14 protein-coding genes are annotated in these 15835 nt (G+C 73.7%); 9 read left to right on the top strand and 5 right to left on the bottom strand.

Features of this window, described 5'->3' with window-relative positions; genetic code table 11:
• Positions 1–140: 140 nt before the first annotated feature.
• The 3 genes from ACWDD9_RS41795 to ACWDD9_RS41785 form a co-directional block, all read right to left on the bottom strand.
• Positions 141–1406: an MFS transporter gene (locus tag ACWDD9_RS41795; protein ID WP_074003127.1), complete on the bottom strand. Its 1266-nt coding sequence runs from the start codon at positions 1404–1406 to the stop codon at positions 141–143.
• Positions 1407–1615: 209 nt separating this feature from the next.
• On the bottom strand, positions 1616–1783 hold the full coding sequence (locus ACWDD9_RS41790; RefSeq protein ID WP_181970379.1) for a hypothetical protein: 168 nt from the start codon (positions 1781–1783) through the stop codon (positions 1616–1618).
• A gap of 149 nt (positions 1784–1932) precedes the next feature.
• Entirely contained in the window at positions 1933–2391 is a 459-nt protein-coding gene (locus ACWDD9_RS41785) for a PaaI family thioesterase (RefSeq protein ID WP_449814538.1), read from the bottom strand.
• Positions 2392–2788: 397 nt separating this feature from the next.
• Here ACWDD9_RS41785 and ACWDD9_RS41780 point away from each other — a divergent pair, with 397 nt between their 5' ends.
• From ACWDD9_RS41780 to ACWDD9_RS41745, 8 genes are all read left to right on the top strand, one after another.
• A complete protein-coding gene (locus tag ACWDD9_RS41780) occupies positions 2789–3508 on the top strand; it encodes a Phenylacetic acid catabolic protein (RefSeq protein ID WP_181970378.1) in 720 nt (239 codons plus the stop codon).
• Between the two features lie 48 nt (positions 3509–3556).
• Positions 3557–4675: a radical SAM protein gene (locus ACWDD9_RS41775; RefSeq protein WP_380742755.1), complete on the top strand. Its 1119-nt coding sequence runs from the start codon at positions 3557–3559 to the stop codon at positions 4673–4675.
• A gap of 85 nt (positions 4676–4760) precedes the next feature.
• Positions 4761–5015 carry an acyl carrier protein gene (locus ACWDD9_RS41770; protein ID WP_049652425.1) on the top strand — a complete coding sequence of 85 codons (255 nt, stop codon included), beginning with the start codon at positions 4761–4763 and terminating at the stop codon, positions 5013–5015.
• On the top strand, positions 5012–6262 hold the full coding sequence (locus tag ACWDD9_RS41765) for a beta-ketoacyl-[acyl-carrier-protein] synthase family protein (RefSeq protein WP_449814537.1): 1251 nt from the start codon (positions 5012–5014) through the stop codon (positions 6260–6262). The genes ACWDD9_RS41770 and ACWDD9_RS41765 overlap by 4 nt, the downstream gene beginning before the upstream one ends.
• Positions 6262–7074: an enoyl-ACP reductase FabI gene (gene fabI, locus ACWDD9_RS41760; RefSeq protein ID WP_181970377.1), complete on the top strand. Its 813-nt coding sequence runs from the start codon at positions 6262–6264 to the stop codon at positions 7072–7074. The genes ACWDD9_RS41765 and fabI overlap by 1 nt, the downstream gene beginning before the upstream one ends.
• Positions 7071–8030, top strand: a complete 960-nt coding sequence (locus ACWDD9_RS41755; protein ID WP_117485579.1) for a 3-oxoacyl-ACP synthase III family protein — start codon at positions 7071–7073, stop codon at positions 8028–8030. The genes fabI and ACWDD9_RS41755 overlap by 4 nt, the downstream gene beginning before the upstream one ends.
• Complete coding sequence (locus ACWDD9_RS41750) at positions 8027–8968, top strand: alpha/beta hydrolase family protein (RefSeq protein WP_449814536.1); 942 nt, start codon at positions 8027–8029, stop codon at positions 8966–8968. Before ACWDD9_RS41755 ends, ACWDD9_RS41750 begins: the two co-directional genes overlap by 4 nt.
• A gap of 23 nt (positions 8969–8991) precedes the next feature.
• Positions 8992–10572: a long-chain-fatty-acid--CoA ligase gene (locus ACWDD9_RS41745; protein ID WP_449814535.1), complete on the top strand. Its 1581-nt coding sequence runs from the start codon at positions 8992–8994 to the stop codon at positions 10570–10572.
• A gap of 86 nt (positions 10573–10658) precedes the next feature.
• Here ACWDD9_RS41745 and ACWDD9_RS41740 read toward each other — a convergent pair whose 3' ends face one another.
• Both ACWDD9_RS41740 and ACWDD9_RS41735 read right to left on the bottom strand, forming a co-directional pair.
• Entirely contained in the window at positions 10659–11759 is a 1101-nt protein-coding gene (locus tag ACWDD9_RS41740) for a branched-chain amino acid aminotransferase (protein WP_049652417.1), read from the bottom strand.
• Between the two features lie 162 nt (positions 11760–11921).
• Entirely contained in the window at positions 11922–12698 is a 777-nt protein-coding gene (locus ACWDD9_RS41735; protein WP_449814534.1) for an NAD(P)-binding domain-containing protein, read from the bottom strand.
• A gap of 219 nt (positions 12699–12917) precedes the next feature.
• Here ACWDD9_RS41735 and ACWDD9_RS41730 point away from each other — a divergent pair, with 219 nt between their 5' ends.
• Positions 12918–15722: a PKD domain-containing protein gene (locus ACWDD9_RS41730; RefSeq protein ID WP_375877589.1), complete on the top strand. Its 2805-nt coding sequence runs from the start codon at positions 12918–12920 to the stop codon at positions 15720–15722.
• The last annotated feature ends 113 nt before the right edge of the window (positions 15723–15835 follow it).

Here is a 15835-nt window from a genome sequence, read left to right as displayed (position 1 = left end):
GCCGCCCCGGGTCAGGGAGGGGGAGCGGAGGTGAGTGGCGCGTACGGCGCGGGGGCGCCGGAGGTGCGGAGGTGTGCGGGTACGCGGGTGCGCGGAGGTGTCCGCGGACGTGCGGTGGCGGGTGGAGGCGTGCCGTCTGCTCAGCGGCGCCGGCGGGCGCGGGCGACCATCACCAGGAAGGCGAGCGCCAGTACGATCGGGACGGCGTGTGAGACGCCGACCACGGTGAGCGGGCTGAGTACCGCGAGCAGCGAGCCGCTCAGCAGCATCCCGGTGCCCATGCCGACGTTCTCGGCGGAGGTGAGGATGCCGAAGGCCTCGCCGCGCCGCTCGTCGGCGAGGGCCTGGATCCGGGTGGTGTAGGAGATCTCGGTGAAGCCGTCGCCGAGGCCGGCGCCGATCGCGACCAGCAGGAAGAGCGGGGTCGGCAGGTCGGTGAAGACCAGGATGAAGCAGGCGGACATCAGACAGGTGCCCAGCGCGAAGCCGCGCTCGCCGGGCTCGATGCCCCGGCGCAGCATGAACCGGGAGACCAGCTGCTGGGCGCCGAGGTTGCCGATCGCCCAGGTGGCCCAGAAGGTGCCGAGCAGGGCGGCCGGGTTGTCGGGCGACGACTGGTTGGCGAAGACCGGCAGGCTGATGTTGTGGGCGGAGGAGCCGAAGGCGTCCAGCAGTCGGATCCCCGCCATGGCGCCCACCACGGGGGCGGCCCGCAGGACGACCAGGGCCTGCCACCGGGGGCGGCGCTTGCCGGTTGTCGGGGCGGGGTCCTCCGGCGGGGTCGCGGGCTCCTCCGCCTTCGCGGCCCGGGTGGGCAGCGGCAGCCGGACCACCAGCGCCCCGAACAGGACGAAGCTGGTCGCGTCGATGAGCAGCGCGGCCCGGAATCCGGCCCAGGCCACCACCACGCCCGCGGAGGCGAAGCCGAGCACCATCGCGGTGGAACGGCAGCTCGCCATCAGGCTGTTGGCGCGTGCGCGGCGCTCGGCGCCGACCATCTCGGGGATGCTGGTCCGCAGGGCGACGGCGGCCACGGCGGCGGCGCCGCCGAGGACCACGGCGAGCGGGTAGAGGACGGGGATGCGCAGCGAGGCCGGGACGAGGGCGACGACGACCAGCGCCAGCGCCTGGGCCAGGGCGCAGCCCGTCATCAGCCGCCGGCGGTCCAGCCGGGCCACCAGCCGTCCGGCGACCAGCCCGCCGGCGAGGCCGCCGGACAGTCGTAGGACGAGGTACCCGGCCGTGCCGAGCGCGTTCCCGGAGGCCTCGTAGGCGAACAGACTCAGCGCGACGAGGTCGAGCTGGCTGCCGTAGGTGTTCAGGGCATCGCCCGCGGCCAGCCGGTAGAAGGGCCGGGGCAGCTTGGTCGTGGCGAGTTGCGGTGCATCCAGTGCGGTGTCCGGCACGGTATTCCCCCCGGGGACGCCGTAGGGCGGCTCAGTGTGACATTGCACCGCAACCTAGAGGTGACCGGTCCGTAGATCAATACCGAGATCGTCTCCTGTCCGAAAGATCGTGAACTCGGCCGACTTACTGTCACCTTTTACGCCACGCTGGCCAGTTGTTGGCGTACGGACGGGAGTGCGCTCCGGGCGGGGGCGGGCGCGGGGTGGGATCAGCTGCGGCCGAACAGCCTGCCGAGCCAGCCCTTGCCCTTGCGGCCCTGCTCGGCGCAGTCGCACCGGGCGGACTTCGGCACCCCGGCCAGGACCTGCTCCACGTGCATTCCGCACCCGGCGAAGCCCGGCTTCCCGCAGGTGCGGCAGGCGACTCGTCGGCACATGTCGTGCTCCGTTCTCCGGGCTCCCAGGGGCGGAGCCATGCCGCCAATATACCCCACCCCGTATTCGTGATGTCGGATTCGTCCGGCCGCCGGGGTCGGAACGGCGGCGGGGCGAATCCGTGGTGCGGAGAGCGGAGGGGAGGGGGCCGTCAGGCCGTCTCGGGGCGGGTCGGCGGGATCGCGTAGGTCAGCGTGGCGCTGGCCACCAGGACCTCGTCGGCGTCCAGCAGTTCGGCCAGCACCACGCACAGCCGGCGCCCGAACTTGGCCGTCCTGGCGTGCACGCGCAGCGCCCCGGGCCGCGGCCGGTTGAGGAAGCTGATCTGCAGCGAACTGGTCAGCGCCATCAGGGTGGGCCCGAGCCGGGCGTTGATCAGGAGAAACGCGGCCAGGTCGCACAGGCCGGCCTGCTCCGGGCCCGAGATGGTGCCGCCCGGGCGGGTGCGCAGCCGGTCGCCGTCCACGGCCATGGTGAGGGTCCGGCCGTCCACCCCGGTCACCCGGCAGGCGGCGTAGTCGGGGAACTGGCCGGTGATCAGGTCATTGAGCTGATCGGGGCCCAGGAGGACGTCGACGGTGGCGACCGCCGTGTTCGAGTCGGTGGTCATGGGGCTCAGCGTAACCGTCTGCCCGGTGGTGCGCCCGGGGCGGTCCAGGCCCGCTTCCGGCCAGCTTCGTTTGCCGTGGTCAACCGCCAAGATCCGTTGCGGCCATGATAATTGCGCATGTCCTGGCGGTGTCGTGGCGGCCGGAACCGGCCGCTCCGGTGCCATCCGGTGGCCGAATCCGCTCGGCACGATTCGTAAGGGACCTTGTTCGGCCCAAAATGCAGCACCTACTCTCCGAGGAAGTTCAGCGGAGCCGATGCGGAACTCCGCCGGCCGCTGGGGGCGGCGTCATTTTCCTTGTGGTCGTCAGGGGCCTCGGTGGAAAACGGGCCCCCACCCGTTCATGCCCGACCATGTCCTGCTTCAGAGTCCTGCTTCAGAGACGGGGTGTTGCGCCATGGGTATTTCCATTCTGGACGACGAGGCGGTGGTGGTCCGTACTCCCGACGAGTTCCTGGCGATGCCGGAGGAGTACCGGGAGATCGCCATCCGCGGCATGGTGGTCAACACCGAGGGGGAGCTCTCCGGCGGCGACGACTACGTGCAGGTCTTCCTGCCGCTGGCCCCCGACGCGGAGGAGCGGCAGGTCTGCGCCGAGCGCGCCGCCGAGGAGTACGACCACTACAAGATCGGCAAGCGGGTCCTCGCGGAGGTCGGCGTGGACACCACCTACATGGAGAAGCAGACCCTGGCCGATCGGAACCTGTTCCGCGCCCAGGAGTTCCACACCTGCACCACCTGGGCCGAGCGCGGGATCTTCTCCTACATCGGCGAGGAGACCGCGATGGTGATGATCTCCGAGTTCGCGCAGAGCAGCTACCGGCCCTGGGCCGACGCGGTGCGCACGATCATCCTCGACGAGAAGGTGCACATCGCCCACGGCGCCCGGGTGTGCCGCAACCTCGCCGCCACCGACGACGGCCGCGAGCAGCTCCAGCAGGCCCTGGACCGGCTGTGGCCGACGTTCATCCGGATCTTCGGCAGCCCGCGCTCCGAGCGCGCCAGGCTGGCCGTCCGCTTCGGCCTGCGGCAGACCACCAACGGCGAGGCCTGCGACCTGTGGCGGGAGAAGGTTACCCCGCGCATCAAGAACCTGGGTCTGCGCCTCCCGGAGTAGCGGGAACAGCAGCACGCCGATCCCGCCACTCCCGAGGAGCCCATCGCCATGGCAACACCCGTCACCATCGAACAACGCCCGCTGAGCCGACGCGAGGCCAAGGCGCGCACCGCCGAACTCATCGCCGACCGGCCCGACCTGGCCGAACGCCTGCACCGGCTGCGCCGGCTGGGGCGCGAGGTCCGCTCCTGCGAGGTCCACCTCACCAACACCTGCAACATCCGCTGCAAGGGCTGCTGGTACTTCGAGGGCGGCTTCGACACGGCCGTCAAGGAGCTGTCCGACCTGGACCGCATCCGGGCCTTCGCCCGCAAGCTGGCGGACGACGGCGTCAACCAGGCCACCCTGATCGGCGGCGAGCCCACCCTCGTCCCGCGCCGGGTCGAGGCCTTCGTCGAACAGCTGCCGTACATCACCATCTCCACCAACGGCCTGCGCCCGATGCCCAAGCAGGGCTTCGAGAAGATCGCCATCGCGGTCAGCATCTTCGGCGGCGGCCCGCTCGACGACGACCTGCGCGCGATCCGGGTCAACGGCTCCAAGTTCACCGGCCTGTTCGACACCGCGCTCAAGCACTACCGCGACGACCAGCGGGTGCTGTTCATCTACGCGCTCTCCGAGGCCGGGGTCGAGCACATCGAGCCCACCGTGCGGAAGATCGCCGAGAACGGCAACATCGTCACCTTCAACTTCTACAGCGAGCACGGCACCGAGACCCCGCTGAAGATCGCCAACGAGCAGCGGGTGCTGGACGAGGCGCAGCGGGTCAAGGACCTGTACCCGCAGGCGGTGGTGAGCCACCCGTACTTCATCCGGACCCTGGTCACCGGCCGGACGCACTGGGGCGGCCGGTTCGGCTACGACGTCTGCCCCAGCCTCAGCGTCGACGCCCCCGAGCACGAGGACCGCGTCGCCAACGGCAACCCGGTCATCCCCGGCTTCAACGTCTGGGGCGCCGACTACGAGTCGCTCCAGTTCTGCTGCACCTCCGGCGACTGCGGCGGCTGCCGGGACAGCCAGGCCGTCTACAGCTGGCTGGTGGTCAGCGCCAACCGCTTCCTGGACGACGCCGCCCGGCTGGAGCAGTGGCTGGACATCGCCGAGAGCTACTGGCAGCAGTGGCACTGGGCCCCGTACCACGCCAGCAAGGCCGGCCCGGCGCTCTGAGCCCGCGCCCCTGCCCGCCGCCCGCACGGCACCGCCCGTACGTCCCCCGCACCGCCACCGCCGCCCCGCGCGGACGAGGAGAGCCATGCCCGACACACTGGACCGCACCGCCATCGAGAACTTCGTCGTCGACGCCCTGGTCGACCTCGGCGTCGAACGCGAGGGCATCGTCGACGACGCCGCCCTGGACGAGCTGGAGATCGACTCGCTCGACATGGTCGAGCTCAGCCAGTCCATCCGCAAGCAGCTGGGCATCCCGGTGAAGCCCAAGGACTTCGACCAGCTGTACACCGTCGGCGAGGTGCTCGACCTGTGCCGCCGGAAGGCCGGGCTGGAGTGAGGCCCCGGGCCGTCGTCACGGGCCTGGGCGCGGTGACCCCGCTGGGCGTGGGCGCCGACGAGCTGCACCGGCGGGCGGTGGCCGGCGAGAGCGGGCTCGCCGACGGGCTCGGGCTGTGCCGGGACTTCCGGCCCGCCGACCACCTGTCGCGCCAGCAGATCCGCCGCACCGACCGCTTCACCCAGCTCGCGCTCGTGGCCGCCGCCGAGGCCCTGGCCCAGGCGGGATGGACGGACGGCCCGCCGCCCTACCCCGCCGAGCGGGTCGCCTGCGTGGTGGGCTGCGCGCTCGGCGGGACGGCGAGCTTCGAGACCCAGGCCGAGGTGCTCCGGCAGCAGGGCGCGGAGTTCGTCTCCCCGCTCATGGTGCCCGCCATGATGGCCAACGCCGCGGCCTCGCAGATCGCCCAGCGCCACGGCCTGCGGGGCGAGGCGCTCTGCCTGGCCTCGGCGTGCAGCAGCGCCACCCAGGCGATCGGCACCGCCCTGCTGCTGCTCGCCGCCGGAGCCGCCGACGCCGTGGTGGTCGGCGGCGCCGAGGCCTCCACCTCCGAACTGGTGCGGGCCGCCTTCCGCACCGCCGGGGCGCTCTCCGAGAGCGGCCGCTCGGTGCCCTTCGACCGCGACCGGGACGGCCTGCTGATCGGGGAGGGCGCCGGAATCCTGGTCCTGGAGACCGAGGCCGGCGCCGCCGCCCGCGGCGCCACCGTGCTCGGCGAGGTGCTCGGCTACGGCTCCACCTGCGACGCCCACCACCTCACCGCCCCGGACCCGACCGGCGGGCCCGCGGCCCGCGCCGTCACCATGGCGCTCGAAGCGGCGGGCGTCGCCCCCGGGCAGCTCGGCTACCTCAACGCCCACGGCACCGGGACCGTCCTCAACGACTCGTCCGAGTGCGAGGCGCTGCGCCTGGCGCTCGGACCGGCCCTGGACGCCGTCCCGCTCTCCTCCACCAAGTCCTGCACCGGCCACCTCTTCGGCGCGGCCGGCGCGGTGGAGGCCATCGCCACCCTGCAGGCGCTGCGCCACGCCACTGCCCCGCCCACCGTCGGGCTGCGCGAGCCCGACGAGAAGCTCGGCCCGCTGAACCTGATCCGCCACGCCACCCCGCTCGCCGCCCCCGCCCTGCCCGGCGGCCGGCGGGCCGGGCTCTCCACCTCCTTCGGGTTCGGCGGACACAACGCGGCCCTGGTGCTGGCGGCGGCCGACGCACCCGGTACGACCGGTACGACGAAAGGCCAGGAGTGATGCTCGGCTTCCACGGACGCCGCTATCTGATCACCGGGGTGCTCAACGAGGACTCCATCGCCTGGCACACCGCCAGGGCGCTCCAGGAAGCGGGCGCCGAGGTCCTGCTCACCGGCTTCGGCCGGGCCCGGCGGATCACCGAACTGGCCGCGGACGTCCTGCCCCGCCCCGCCGAGGTGCTGGAGCTGGACGTCACCCGGCCCGAGGACTTCGCCCGGCTGGCCAAGGAGCTGGAGCAGCGCTGGGGCGGGGTCGACGGAGTGCTGCACGCCGTCGCCGCCGCCCAGCAGACGGCGCTGAGCGGCAACTTCCTCACCACCCCGCCGGAGGCCGCCGGCCTCGCGCTGCGCACCGCCGCCGTCTCCCTGCACTCGCTGGCCACCGCGCTCGCCCCGCTGCTCAGCGCGGACGGGCGGCGCGGCAGCGTCGTCGGGCTGGACTTCGACGCCAGCGGCGCCTGGGCCGGCTACGACTGGATGGGCGTCAGCAAGGCGGCGCTCGGCGCGGTCTGCCGGTACCTGGCGATGTACCTCGGCCCGTCCGGCATCCGGGTCAACCTGGTGGCGGCCGGCCCGGTGGAGACCGTCGCCGGGCAGGCGATCAGCACCTTCGACCGGATCGCCGACCGCTGGCAGGCCGAGGCCCCGCTCGGCTGGGACCGCACCGACCCCGCCGTGGTGGTCGGACCGGTGCTGTTCCTGCTCTCCGACCTCGCCGCCACCGTCAGCGGGGAGATCCTGCACGCCGACGGCGGGATGCACGCCGTCCGGATGGGCACCGGACCGGCCTTCGCGGAAGGAGGCGCGGCATGACGCCCGCCATCGTCGGGGTGGGCGCCGCCCTGCCCGAACGCGTCGTCCCCAACGCCTACTTCGAGCGGATCGGCGCCTCCCCGGAGTGGATCGTCAAACGGACCGGCATCGAGGAGCGCCGCTTCCTCCCGCCGGACGGCCGACTCGCCGACCTCGTGGTGGCCGCCGCCGAACAGGCGCTGCGCAGCTCCGGGCGCACCGCGGCGAGCATCCGGCACGTCGTGGTCGCCACCATCACCCCCGACCGGGTCACCCCCGGGGTGTCGGTGGAGGTCGCCGCCCGGCTCGGCATGCCGCAGGCCACCGCCTTCGACCTGCACGCGGCCTGCGCCGGGTTCGTCTACGGCCTGGACCACGCCGCCGCGCTGATCGAGACCGGCCGGGCCGGGGCGGTGCTGGTCTGCGGCGCCGACGCGCTGACCCGGATCACCGACCACGAGGACCGCGGCACCGCGGTGCTGCTCGCCGACGGCGCCGGCGCCGCCGTGGTCGCCGACGTGCCCGGCGCGCCCGACCCGTGCTTCTCGCTCGGCAGCGACGGCGAGCAGATCCCGCTGCTCTACGCCGACCGGGACGACCGCAAGCTGCGGATGGACGGCCGGGAGGTGTTCGACCACGCGGTGGAGAAGATGTCGGAGGCCACCCGGGAGGTGCTCACCCGGCGCGGCCTGACCTGCGAGGACCTCGACCTGTTCGTCGCCCACCAGGCCAACGCCCGGATCGTGCGCGCGGTCGGCAAGGAGGTCGGGCTGCCCCCGGAGCGGCTCTACCTGAACGTCCACCGGGTCGCCAACACCTCGGCGGCCTCGATCCCGCTGGGCCTGACCCACGCCCGCGAGGAGGGCCTGCTGGACGGCCCGAAGCTGCTCGGCCTGGCCGCGTTCGGCGCGGGCATCACCTGGGGCGCCGGGGTGATCGGCTGGCGGCCCGGCGCCGGCGGGGAGGCGGCGGAGTGAAGACCCCCCGGTTCCCCGTGATCGCCGAGATCGCCGCGCCGGACGGGGCCCGGATCACCGTCCGGGCGCTGGCCCGGCCGGAGCCGGCCGCCCCGGTGGTGGTCGTCCTGCCGGCGATGGGGACGGCCGCCCGGCACTACACCCCGCTGGTCCGCGCCCTGCACGCGGCCGGCCTCAGCGTGGCCACCTGCGACCTGCGCGGCCACGGGGAGAGCCGGCCGGTGCCCCGGCACGGGGTCGCCTTCGGCTTCCGCGAGCTGGTGGAACAGGACTTCGGGGCGGTGCTCGACGCGGTGGCCGGGGCCTTTCCGGGCGCGCCGCGCCTGCTGCTCGGGCACAGCCTGGGCGGGCAGCTGGGCCTGGTGCACTGCGGGGTGTTCCGGCCCCGGCTGGCCGGCGCGGTGCTGGTGGCCAGCGGATCGGCCTGGTACCGGACCTTCGGCGTACGGGCGGGCCTGCGGCGGCTGGCGCTGAGCCAGTTCTCGATCGTCGCCTCGGCCGTGGTCGGCCACTGGCCGGGCGAGCGGTTCGGCTTCGGCGGCCGGGAGTCGCCCCGGCTGATGCGGGACTGGGCGCGGCAGATGCGCACCGGCCGCTACCGGGTGCGCGGCGCGGTCACCGACTACGAACGGGCGCTGGCCCGGGTCGACCTGCCGGTGCTGGCGGTGGACGTGCAGGGCGACGAGCTCGCCCCGCCGCGGGCCGTCGACCACCTGTGCGCCAAGCTTCCCTCGGCCCGGGTGGAGCGCTGGAGCTACACCGCCGAGCAGGCGGACGGCCGGGCGCTGGACCACTTCCGCTGGATCCGGCACAACCGGGGCCTGGTGGAGCGGATCGCCCCGTGGATGCTCGCCGCCGCCGAGGCCGCGGGCGGTGCCACGCCCGCCGAAGCCGGGGCGGACGCGGCTCCGCACGGCGGCGTCCGCCCGACCGTATAGGGACCAGACCGAGGAGTGCCCGCATGTCCGTCGACCCCGCCCCGTCCGACCGCAGCGCCGACCTGCCGCCCGGCGCCCCCGGCCTTCCGCACGGCATCCCCGACCTGCTCACCGCGACCGCCGCGCGCTGCCCGGCCCACCCCGTCCTGCGGCTCGACGAGGAGGTGCTGAGCTTCGCCGACCTGGAGGCGCGCAGCGCCCGGGCCGCGCACTGGCTGGCCGCGCTCGGCGTCGCGCCCGGCGACCGGGTGGCCGTCCTGCTGCCCAACGTGCCGGAGTTCGCGGTGCTGTACTACGGCATCCTGCGCGCCGGGGCGGTGGTCGTCCCGATGAACCCGCTGCTGAAGGCCCGGGAGATCGAGCACTGCCTCGGCGACGCCCGGCCCACCGTGCTGCTCGCCTGGCACACGGGCGGTGAGGAGGCGGCCGAGGGCGCGCGGCGCACCGGCACCCGGCTGGTGGCCGTCGAGCCGGCCGCCCTGGCGGCGGCGCTCGCGGAGCAGCCGGCCGACCCGCCGACCGCCGCCGGGGGCCGCGGGGGAGAGGACACCGCGGTCATCCTCTACACCTCCGGCACCACCGGGGCGCCCAAGGGCGCCGAGCTGACCCACCGCAACATCGTGTGCAACGTGCGGGCCGGGGTCCAGGTGCTGGGCCTGGTCGAACGGGACGTGATCTTCGGCGGGCTGCCGCTGTTCCACTCCTTCGGCCAGGTGATCGGCCTCAACTGCGCGGTGGCCGTCGGGGCCTGCCTGACCCTGGTGCGGCGCTTCGACCCGCTGGCCGCCCTCGCGGTGATCCAGCGCGACCGGGTGAGCGTCTTCCTCGGCGTCCCGACCATGTACACCCTGATGCTGACCCACCCGCGGCGCGCCGGGCACGACGTCTCCTCGCTGCGGGTGTGCCTGGGCGGCGGCGCGCCGATGCCGCCGGAGGTGCTGCGCGGCTTCGAGACCGACTTCGACTGCGTGGTGCTGGAGGGCTACGGGCTGTCCGAGTCCTCGCCGCTGGCCTGCGCCAACCGCAGCGACCGGGAGCGGACCGCGGGCACCATCGGCATCCCGGTCGAGGGGGTGCGGATGCGGATCGTCGACGAGTCCGGCCGGGAGGTGCCGGACGGCACGGTCGGGGAGGTGGTGATCCGGGGCCACAACGTGATGAAGGGCTACTGGGGCCGCCCGGACACCACCGCGCGGACCGTCCGGGACGGCTGGCTGCACACCGGGGACCTCGGCACCCGCGACGAGCGGGGCGACTTCCGGATCGTCGACCGCCGCAAGGACGTCATCATCCGCGGCGGCTTCAACGTCTACCCGAGGGAGGTGGAGGACGTGCTGTACGAGCACCCGGCGGTGGCCGAGGCCACGGTGATCGGCGTCCCCCACCCCACCCACGGCCAGGAGGTGGCCGCCGCCGTGGTGCTGCGCGAGGGCGCCGCGGCGACCCTGGAGGAGATCCGCGGCTTCGTCCGGGAGCGGGTGGCCCCGTACAAGTACCCGCGGCTGGTGTGGACGGTCGACGCGCTGCCCAAGGGGCCGACCGGGAAGATCCTCAAGCGCGAGGTCGTGGTGCCCGCCGCCGAGCCGGGCCGGCCCGGGAGCTGAGCGGGCCCGCCGCAGCCGTACCGTCCCGCCGGGGCCGAGCGGCCCCGGCGGGGTGGGCGGCCCGGTCGGGGCCGCCCACCGGGAGGTCAGACCACCCGGCGCATCCAGCCGTGGACGTCCTCGGCACGCCCGTACTGGATGTCCAGCATGTGCTCGCGGATCGCGAGGGTCTGCTTGCCGGGCGTGCCGGTGCCGATGGTGAACGCGTAGCCCTCGCCCTTGGACTCGCCCTTGAAGCCGACGATCGGGGTGACCACCGCGGCCGTCCCGGCGGCGAACACCTCGGTGACCGTGCCGTCGGCGGCACCGGAGCGCAGCTCGGAGAGGGTGATCGGGCGCTCCACCGGGGTCAGCCCGAACTCGCCCGCCAGGGACAGGATCGAGTCCCTGGTCACCCCGTCGAGGATGTTGCCGAGGGCGGGGGTGACCAGCTCGCCGGCCGAGGTGACCAGGCACAGGTTCATCGTGCCGGACTCCTCCAGGTCCCCCTCGCCGCCGGTGTCGTCCAGGAACAGCACCTGGTCGCAGCCGTTCTTCCGGGACTCGATCTGCGCGGCCAGGCTGGAGGCGTAGTTGCCGCCGCACTTGGCGGCGCCGGTGCCGCCCCGCCCGGCGCGGGTGTAGTTGCTGCTCACCCAGAGCGTGATGCCGGTGACCCCGCCCGCGAAGTACGGGCCGGCCGGGCTGGCGATGACCGAGTAGGCGATCTGCTCGGCGGGCCGGACCCCGAGGAAGGCCTCCGAGGCGAACATGAACGGCCGCAGGTAGAGGCTCTTCTCGTCCGGGGAGCTCGGCACCCACGCCTCGTCGGCGCGGACCAGCTCCTCGACGCTGGTGAGGAAGTCCTCTTCCGGCAGCACCGGCAGGGCGAGCCGCTCGGCGGAGCGGGCGAAGCGGCGGGCGTTGAACTCCGGGCGGAACAGCCAGACGCTGCCGTCGGCGTGCCGGTAGGCCTTCAGCCCCTCGAAGATCTCCTGGGCGTAGTGCAGCACGGCGGCGCTCGGGTGCAGCGAGTACGGCGCCAGCGCGGTGACCTTGTGGTCGTGCCAGCCCTCGGCGGGCGTCCAGGTGGCCGAGGCCATGTGGTCGGTGAAGAACTTGCCGAAGCCCGGCGCGGCGAGGATTGTGCGTCGCTCCTCCTCGGAAACGGGACCGGTCGTCCGGGACAGAGGGAAAGCGCGACTCATCGTCAACTCCTCAACACCGCTGTGGATTCTGTGCGAACCGACGCCAACGACCGGCGTCATACCCGTCATGCTAACGGTCGTCAGCCGGACGTGATACGGCGCGGTCCGGTCGGGTCCGGAACCGTCGCCCTCTCCGGAGCCCGCGGCTCCGGAATTCCCGTCCTACCGGTGGCCGCCGTGGAGGTCGCCGACCAGGCCGTCCAGGGTGCCGCGCAGGGCCCCGGAGTTCGCCTGGTCGAACCAGGTGGTGCGCACCCGCTCGTTGCTCCCGCCCGGGGTCTCGTGCTCGGCCGCGAGCCGCTCCAGCGACCGCGTCCCGTCGGCCAGGGAGCGGCCGACGTCCTGGTAGAGGCCGCGGACGAAGCGGTCGGCGTCCGCCGCGGGGATGCCCTGGTCGGTGGCCCAGGAGACGAGCGTGGCGAGGAACGCGTAGTGGGTGGTCTGGGTCGAGGTGACCGCGGACAGGACGTTGAGGGCCGCCTCGTCCGCGACCGGCAGCGCCCCGCCCAACAGCTCGAACAGGGCGTCCGCGTCCGGGTGGGAGGGCTGGACGACGGTGAGGCAGCGGCGCTCCCGGACGGTGGGCAGCGGGATCGCGTGGGTCAGCGCGGCGTCGGTGGCCAGCACCCGGCGCAACTCCTCGGAGGCGACGCCCGGGATCACGTTGACCACGACCCGGTCGTCGGGGACGACCAGCCCGGCCAGGGCCGCCCGCCAGTCCTGGCGGCGCAGGGCGACGATCACCAGGTCGGAGCCGTCCACCACCTCCTGGTTGTCGGCGCACACCCGCACGCCGTCGTAGCGCTCCGCCAGCTCGGCGGCGGTGCGGGCGCCCCGCGGCGAGAGCAGGACCTCCGGCCCGGGCTCCTCCTCGTGGCGCAGGCCCATCACGATGGCCCGGCCGATCTCGCCCACTCCGATGATGCCGATGCGCTGCACGGTGACTGCCTCCGTCGTCCGGTACGGATCTTCTCCGCAGCAGTGTGGCCGCTGTGGCACCCGGTGGCCAGGGGCCCTCCGGGGCCAGGGGGAAAGGCCTCGACACCAGAATCGAACAGGTGGTCAAATATCGGCGGCCCACGCACCTAACCGTCACGTGGCCACCACAACGATCCGATTCGCGGCCCGGCGCCGCGCCCACCGAAGAGGTACAGACCCTTGCGCCTTCGTCCCGCCGTCGCGGCGACCGCGGCGGCCCTCGCGGCCGTTCTCGGCATGCCCCCGCCCGCGGCCCTCGCCGCCGAGCCCGTCGCCGAGCTGTACGTGGCGAAGTCCGCGTCCTGCTCCGACACCGGCCCGGGCAGCCGCGCCGTGCCGTACTGCACCATCGGTGCCGCCGCCGGGGTCGTCCAGCCCGGGCAGACGGTGCGGATCGCGCCGGGCGAGTACGCCGAGCAGGTCGACGTCCGCCGTTCCGGGACGCCGGGCCACCCGATCAGGTTCGTGGGTTCGTGGGCCACCGGCTGGCCGAGCACCGCCCCGCTGGTCTCGGTGATGGCGCCGCAGGAGAAGCAGGGCGTCCACGCCTTCACCCTGGCCGGGGTCCACGACGTGGAGGTGCGCGAGCTGTTCGCGTTCTCGCAGGACGACGCCGTCACGGTCACCGACTCCTCGGCCGTCACCCTCGACCGGCTCTACGTCCAGGGGTCGTACTCGACCTGGACCGGCGGCCTCTCCGTGTCCGGGGCGAGCAGCGACGTCACCGTCAGCCGTAGCCAGTTCAACATCGGCCACGGCATCGCCGTCGGCGCCGGGGTCCGGCGGGCGGTTGTGACCACCAATGACATCGGGGGCTCCTCGACCGGTATCACCGTGACCGACGCCCCGGGTTCGGTGGTCACCGGGAACACGGTCAGCTTCAACAGGGACTCGGGGATCGTCCTGGCCGGGGCCTCCGCCGGAGCCGTGGTGGAGAACAACGTGCTGGTGCGCAACGCGACCGAGAAGCGCCCCGGCGCCGCCCAACTCGACGTCGGGCCTGGCTCGGTGGCGGGCACCAAGGTCGACTACAACCTGGTCACCGACGAGGACGACGGAGGCTACCGGTGGGCCGGAACGGCCTACCGGCTGCCCGCACTGCAGGCGGCCACCGGCCAGGCCGCCCACGACCTCGCCGCAACCGGGAACACCGTCACCGGGGGAGTGCCGAGCATCCCGTACGAGTGGTCCGCGCTGATCGACTCCGGTGACCCGTCGGCGCCCGGGCTGCCCGACACCGACTTGGTCGGCCGGGCGGTCATCGACGACCCGAAGGTGCCGAACGCCGCCGGTGGAACCTACCGGGACCGAGGGGCGTACGAGAACTACGGGCTGATCGACGTGTCCGTCGCGACGGACCTGGACCGCGGCGCCTACCCGCTGACGGTCAAGGCCACGGCCTCCGCGCACAACGAGTGGACCTCCTTCCAGACGTACACCTTCGACTTCGGCGACGGCAGCGCCCCCGTGACCAGCACGGAGAAGACCGTCCCGCACACCTACACCACCAGGGGCGACTACCAGATCACCACCACCGTCACCGACGGGTTCGGCCAGCGGCTCACCAGTCTCGGAGACGAGTACGGGGCCTACGGGGCCAAGGTGAGGGTGCGCGACCCCGGCCCGGCGAAGGCCGTGCTGGACGTCACGAACCCGTCCGGGGGCTTCGGGTTCTCCTTCAACGCCTCCAGGAGCACCAGCCCCTGGCCGATCCGCTCCTACGTGTACGACTTCGGCGACGGCACGCCGGCCGACACCTCGGGCGCCGACTACGCGGGCCACATGTACGCGGCGCCCGGGACCTACACCGTCTCGGTCACCGTGACCGACACCGCCGGGCAGACCGACCGGGCCACGACCACGGTCAGCCCGGGCTTCGCCCCGGCGGGCTTCGTCCCGGTGGCCCCGAAGCGGATCTACGACACCCGGGATCCCGCGAACGACCCCGGGCCGGTCCACCGCGGAGGGTTCGAGCCGGGCGAGAGCCGGCTGATCGCGGCCGGCCTCCCGCAGGGCGCCACCGCGGCGGTCGTGAACATCACCGCCACCGGGGCCACCGCGGCCACCCACCTGGACACCTCCACCATCGGCGGCTCCCCGAACGGGACCTCCAGCCTGAACGTGGCCCCGGGCGAGACCGTCGCCAACCTGGTCACCATCCCGGTCACCTCGACGGGCGGCCACAACTTCGGCCTCACCAACCACGCCGGCACCGTCGACGTGGTGGTCGACCTCATGGGCTACTACCTGCCGCAGGCCCAGGACGGCTACGCCCCGCTGCCGCCCACCCGGCTCGCCGACACCCGGCAGTCCGGCACCAAGCCGGGGCCCGGTACCACGCTGCCGCTGAAGGTCGCCGGTACCGCGGGCGTCCCGTCCGGGGCCACGGCCGTCGCCCTCAACCTGACCGCCACCGAGCCCACCGCGGACGGCTACCTGGCGGCCCGGCCCGGCGGCCAGAGCGGCCGCCCGTCCACGTCCAGCCTGAACTTCCGGCCCGGGCAGACGGTGGCGAACCAGGTGATCGTGCCGCTCGGCGCGGACGGCACGGTGGACGTCTACAACAACGACGGCTCCACCCACGTGATCGCCGATGTCGTCGGCTACTACGGCGGCGGTGCCACGGGCCGGTACAGCCCCGTCATCCCGGTCCGGCTCCAGGACACCCGGACCGCACCGCTGACGGCCCTCGGCCCCGGCGGCGAGACCGCCGTCCGGATCGGCGGGAACGGCCCGGTGCCGGCGAAGGCCGTGGCCGCGGTGGTCAACCTGACCGTGACCGGGACGCTCTCCGACGGGCACGTCATCGCCTACCCGGACCTCACCCCGGCGCCCGGCACCAGCAACCTCAACTTCCGCGCCGGACAGACCGTGGCCAACCACGCCCAGGTCCCGCTCGGCACGAACGGCGGGATCCGGCTGCGGAACAACTCGGCCGGCGCCGACCTGGTGACCGACCTCTACGGCTACTTCACCACCGGCTGACCCCGGACGACCCCACCGCGGGCCGGCGCACCCGACGCCCGAGAGCCAAGGAGCACCACTCAGATGGCAGCAGCAGCACACGGCCACACCACCGCCGCCTGGACCGGCGTCGT

The sequence above is a fragment of the Kitasatospora sp. NPDC001119 genome, assembly GCF_053598475.1.
This window is presented reverse-complemented; position numbering and strand designations above follow the sequence as displayed.